The 6,179-nt window shown below is 73.1% G+C and carries 2 protein-coding genes; both read left to right on the top strand.

The window, feature by feature from the left end; all coding sequences use genetic code 11:
* A partial coding sequence (locus tag CHF15_RS43670) for an SDR family NAD(P)-dependent oxidoreductase (RefSeq protein WP_143681799.1) occupies positions 1-3,066 on the top strand: 3,066 nt, incomplete at its 5' end.
* A 72-nt stretch (positions 3,067-3,138) separates the two neighbouring features.
* Positions 3,139-6,179, top strand: a 3,041-nt coding sequence (locus tag CHF15_RS43675) for a type I polyketide synthase (protein WP_143681800.1), incomplete at its 3' end; no start/stop codon positions are given.

The raw sequence follows: 6,179 nt of genomic DNA on the forward strand, positions 1-6,179 counted from the left end.
GTGGAGGTGGCGCTGTTCCGGCTGCTGGAGTCCTGGGGCGTGAGGCCGGACTTCGTGTCCGGTCATTCGCTCGGTGAGATCGCCGCCGCTCATGTGGCAGGTGTGTTCTCGCTGGAGGACGCGTGCACGCTCGTGGCCGCTCGCGGGCGGCTGATGCAGGCGCTGCCGGCCGGTGGGGTGATGATCGCGCTGCAGGCCTCGGAGGGCGAGGTTCTGCCGCTGCTGAACGATCGGGTGAGCATCGCGGCGGTGAACGGTCCTGAGTCGGTGGTGATCGCCGGTGACGAGGACGCGGCACTCGCGATCGTGGGGTTCTTCGCCGGCCGGAAGTCGAAGCGGTTGACGGTCAGTCACGCGTTCCACTCCCCGGACATGGACGGGATGCTGGCGGACTTCCGGAAGGTGGCGGAGGGTCTGGCCTACGCTGCTCCTCGTATTCCTCTGGTGTCCAACTTGACCGGGGCTCTGGTCACCGACGAGGTGGCCTCGGCCGACTTCTGGGTCCGCCACGTCCGTGAGGCAGTGCGCTTCCTCGATGGCGTCCGCGCCCTGGAGGCCGTGGGCGTCACCACGTATCTGGAGCTCGGTCCCGACGGTGTGCTCTCCGCCATGGCCCAGGACTGTGTGACCGGGGACGGTGCGGCCTTCGTCCCGGTCCTGCGGGGCGGTCGTCCCGAGGCCGGGACCGCCGTCACCGCACTCGCCCAGGCCCACGTCCGTGGTGCGACCGTCGAGTGGGCACGGTTCTTCGCCGGGACCGGCGCCCGCCGCGTCGACCTGCCCACCTACGCCTTCCAAGGGCGGCGCTACTGGCTGGAGGAGGCCGACGCAGCGGTGCCCGCCGCAGGCGCCGACGGGTACTCCGGCGCGGCCGACGCACCGTTCTGGGATGCGGTCGACAACGCCGACCTCGCCGCGCTCGCGGGCACCCTGGGCGTCGACACGGACCAGCCACTGGGCGTGCTGCTGCCCGCGCTGTCGGCTTGGCGCCGGCAGCGCCAGGAGGAGTCCGTGGCGGACGGCTGGCGCTACGGGGTGACCTGGAGGCCGATCGGCGTCCCGTCCGCCAGCAGCCCGTCCGGCACGTGGATCGTCGTGAGCACCGCGGAGGACGCGGGCCGCGGCCTGCCCGCCGTCGCCGAGGCCCTGGCGGCCCGCGGCGCGGACGTACGCCAACTGGTCGCCCCCGCCGCCGCGACCGACCGTGAGGCACTGGCCGGCCTGCTGCGCGGGATCACCGGCGGCGACGGGCTCGGCGCTGTCGCGGGCGTCGTCTCGCTGCTGGCCTTTGCCGAGCAGCCGCACCCGGTGCATGCCGCGGCGCCGGCCGGGCTGTTGCTGACGGCGGCTCTGGTGCAGGCACTGGGCGACGCCGGCATCACGGCACCGCTGTGGTGTGTCACATCAGGGGCCGTGGCGACCTCGGCGGCGGACCGCTTGACCAGTGTCGCGCAGGCGCAGGTGTGGGGCCTGGGCCGGGTCGTGGCCCTGGAGCACCCCGACCGCTGGGGCGGGCTCGTGGATCTGCCGGGCACCGCGGACGAACGCGTCCTCGACCGGCTGCTCGGCGTACTCGCGGGCGGCTGCGGGGACGAGGACCAGGTCGCGCTACGCAGCGGAGGGCTGCTGGCCCGGCGTATCAGCCACGAGGCCGGCGTCACGCGGGGCGCGGGGGACGGCGGCCTTGAGCGCGCGGAGGGGCGTACGCCGTGGCGTCCCCGCGGCACCGTGCTCGTCACCGGCGGGACGGGGGCTCTCGGCGGCCACGTGGCCCGATGGCTGGCGGCGAACGGGGCGGAACACCTGGTGCTGGTCAGCCGGCGCGGGCCGCAGGCGCCGGGCGCGGACGAACTGGTCGCCGGGATCGGCGCCCTGGGCGTCCGGGCCACGGCCGTGGCCTGCGACGTGACCGATCGCGAGGCCGTCGCCGACCTGCTGGCGCGGCTGCGCGGACCGCACACCGACGGAACGGGCGGGCCGGGCCTCACCGCGGTCTTCCACACGGCGGGCACCGGGCAGTTCGCGCCGCTGGCGGAGACCGGCCCCGCCGACGTGGCCGACGTCGTCGCCGCCAAGGTCGCGGGAGCCTCCCACCTGGACGAACTCCTCGGCACGGACGAGCTGGACGCCTTCGTCCTCTTCTCCTCCATCGCCGGGGTGTGGGGCAGCGGCGGCCAGGCCGCCTACGCCGCCGCCAACGCCCACCTCGACGCCCTGGCGCAGCACCGCCGGGCCCGCGGGATGACGGCGACCTCGGTGGCCTGGGGCCCCTGGGCGGAGGGCGGCCTCGTCGCCGACGACGGCGCGGAGGAGCAACTGCGCCGGCGCGGACTGCCCGCGATGGCGCCGAAGCCGTCCCTCGCGGCGCTCCAGCGCGCCCTGGACGGGGACGAGACCACGGTGATCGTGGCCGACGTCGACTGGGACCGCTTCGCCCCGGCCTTCACCGCGGCCAGGTCCCGCCCGCTCATCGGCGACCTGCCCGAAGTGCGCCGCGCGCTCGCCGCCGACCAGGACGGCGGCCCCGCACCCACGGGCGAAGTCCCCGACCTGGCGGCGCAGTTGCGGGATCTGGACGCACCGGAGACGGAGCGGGTCGTGCTCGACCTGGTCCGCGCGCAGGTGGCGGCCGTCCTCGGCCACCAGGGCACGGCGTCCGTCGACGCCGCACGTGCCTTCAAGGACCTGGGCTTCGACTCGCTGACCGCCGTCGAACTGCGCAACCGGCTGCAGACCGCGACCGGGCTGCGCCTGCCGGCCGGCCTCGTCTTCGACCATCCGACGCCCGCGGCACTGGCGGCGTACGTCCGGGCGGAACTCGTCGGCGAGGACACCACCCCCGCACTGCCGGCCCTCGCGGAGATCGACAAGCTGGAATTCCTCCTGTCGTCCGTCCCCGAGGACACCGCAGAACGCGCCCGCGTCACCGCACGGCTCGAATCGCTCCTGGCGAACTGGAACAGGGCGGAACGAGAGGCCATCGGAGAGGACGAGGACAGCGAAATCGCATCGGCTTCCGCCGACGACCTCTTCGACATCATCAACAAAGAATTCGGAAAATCCTGAGCCGATGGCTGTTCCGACGACCCATCCGATGCCAGCACGGAATTCCGCGATACCCCAGGGGGTGACGTTCCGGTGACCAGCGCGAACGAAGAGAAGCTTCTGGAAAACCTGAAGTGGATGACGGCCGAGCTGCGCCGCTCCCGTCGCCGCGTGCAGGAGATCGAGGCCGACGCGCGGGAACCCGTCGCCATCGTCGCGATGAGCTGCCGTTTCCCCGGTGGGGTCGGATCCCCCGAGGAATTGTGGCGACTCGTCGACGAAGGCGGCGACGCCATTTCGGGATTCCCCGCGGACCGCGGCTGGGATGTCACGTCCCTCGCCGATCCCGATCCCGACCGCAAGGGCGCCTTCTACAACACCGGCGGCGGATTCCTCGACGACGCCACCGTGTTCGATCCCGGATTCTTCGGGATCTCGCCGCGCGAGGCGCTCGCGATGGACCCGCAGCAGCGCCAGTTGCTGGAGGTCTCCTGGGAGGCGTTCGAGCGCGCCGGCATCGACCCCTCGACGGTGCACGGCAGCCGCACCGGCGTCTACGTCGGCGCGAGCGCGATGGGATACGGAGCCGACCTGGGGGAGGTCCCGGAAGGACTCGAGGGGCTGCTGCTGACCGGCGGCGCCACCAGTGTCCTGTCCGGCCGCGTCAGTTACGTCTTCGGGCTGGAAGGCCCGGCCGCCACCGTCGACACCGCGTGCTCGTCCTCCCTCGTCGCCCTCCATCTGGCCGTCCAGGCCCTGCGCCAGCGCGAGTGCTCGCTCGCCCTGGTCGGCGGCGTGTGCGTCATGCCCAACACGGACGTGTTCGTCGAGTTCAGCCGCCAGCGGGGCCTGGCGCCCGACGGGCGCTGCAAGTCCTTCGCCGCCTCCGCCGACGGCACCGGCTGGTCCGAGGGCGTCGGCGTGCTGCTGGTGGAGCGGCTGTCGGACGCGCGGCGCAACGGGCACCCGGTGCTGGCGGTGGTGCGGGGTTCGGCGGTGAACCAGGACGGCGCGAGCAACGGCCTGACGGCGCCGAACGGCCCGTCGCAGCAGCGTGTCATCCGCCAGGCTCTCGAGAACGCCCAGCTCTCCGCCGCGGAGATCGACGTCGTCGAGGCGCACGGCACGGGCACGACCCTGGGTGACCCCATCGAGGCGCAGGCGCTGCTGGCCACCTACGGTCAGGACCGGCCCGAGGGAAACCCCCTGCGCCTGGGCTCCCTCAAGTCCAACATCGGGCACACCCAGGCCGCGGCCGGTGTCGCCGGCATCATCAAGATGGTCATGGCGATGCGCCACGGGGTCCTCCCCAGGACCCTCCACGTGGACGAGCCCACCCCCGGCGTCGACTGGTCGGCCGGCGCGGTCGCCCTCCTGACCGAGCCCATGCCGTGGTCCGGTTCCGGTGCGCCGCGTCGCGCCGCCGTGTCCGCGTTCGGTGTCAGCGGCACCAACGCCCACACGATCCTCGAGGAGGCCCCGGAGCCCGAGGAGGTCCCGGAGCCGTCGGCCGCCTCCCCGGCGCGGGTGGTGCCGTGGCTGCTGTCGGGGAAGGGGCGCGACGCCTTGCGCGAGCAGGCCCGCCGCCTGCACGCGTATGTCGGGGAGAACCCGGGGTTGCGTGCCGTGGACGCCGCATACTCGCTGGCCGTGGGGCGTGCCTCGTTCGAGGACCGCGCGGTTGTCGTGGCCGAGGATCGTGCCGGCGTGCTGGCGGGTCTGGGTGCGCTGTCCGAGGGCGACCCGACGACGGGCGTGGTGACCGGCTCGCCCGTCGCGGGCAAGGTGGCCTTCCTGTTCACCGGGCAGGGCAGCCAGCGCCTCGGCATGGGGCGGGAGTTGTACGACACCCATCCTGGGTTCGCCGATGCTCTGGACGGGGTGTGCGCGCGCCTCGGCCTGTCGCTGAAGGACGTCATGTTCGGTGACGACGCGGAGGCGTTGGATCGGACGGAGTTCGCGCAGCCGGCGTTGTTCGCGGTGGAGGTGGCGCTGTTCCGGCTGCTGGAGAGCTGGGGCGTGCGGCCCGACTTCGTGTCGGGTCATTCGGTGGGCGAGATCGCGGCCGCGCATGTGGCGGGGGTGTTGTCCCTGGAGGATGCGTGCACGCTGGTGGCGGCGCGTGGCCGGTTGATGCAGGCGCTGCCGACGGGTGGCGTGATGATCGCGCTGCAGGCGTCGGAGGACGAGGTTCTGCCGCTGCTGAACGCGCGGGTGAGCGTCGCGGCTGTCAACGGGCCGCAGGCTGTGGTGATCGCGGGTGACGAGGATGCCGCGGTCGCGATCGTGGAGGCCTTGGGTGACCGGAAGTCGAAGCGTCTGACGGTCAGCCACGCTTTCCACTCCCCGCACATGGACGGGATGCTCGATGCCTTCCGCGAGGTGGTGGCGGGGTTGTCGTTCGCCGCTCCGCGTATCCCGGTGGTCTCCAACCTCACCGGCGCGGTCGTCACGGACGAGATGGCCTCGCCGGAGTTCTGGGTGCGCCACGTCCGTGAGGCCGTGCGTTTCCTGGACGGCGTGCGCGCCCTGGAGGCCGCGGGCGTCACCACGTTCATTGAACTCGGTCCGGACGGCGTGCTGTCGGCGATGGCGCAGGAGTGCGTGACCGGCGAAGTCGCCGCCTTCGTTCCCGCGCTGCGCAAGGGCCGTTCCGAGGCCGAGACGGTCGTCACCGCGCTCGCCCAGGCCCACGCCTGGGGCATCGCGGTCGACTGGCCGGCGTTCTTCGCCGGGACCGGCGCGCGGCGTGTCGACCTGCCGACCTACGCCTTCCAGCGGCAGCGCTACTGGATCGAGTCGGGCCGCGGCGCCGGCGATCTGCGCGCTGTCGGCCTGGAGGCCCTGGGTCACCCGCTGCTGGGCGCGACCGTGGCGCTCGCCGACTCCGACGGCTTCCTCTTCACCGGCCGTCTCTCCCTCGACACGCACCCCTGGCTCGCCGACCACGCCGTCATGGGCACCGTCCTGCTTCCCGGCGCGGCCTTTGTGGAACTGGCCGTTCGTGCCGGTGACCAGGTCGGTTGTGACGTGCTGGAGGAACTCACCCTCCAGGCCCCGCTCGTTCTCCCCGAGCGCGGCGGCGTGCAGGTGCAGATCCACGTGGCCGCGCCCGACGCGGACGGCACAGGTCG

The sequence above is a fragment of the Actinacidiphila glaucinigra genome, assembly GCF_900188405.1.
GTDB classification, from domain to species: Bacteria; Actinomycetota; Actinomycetes; order Streptomycetales; family Streptomycetaceae; genus Actinacidiphila; species Actinacidiphila glaucinigra.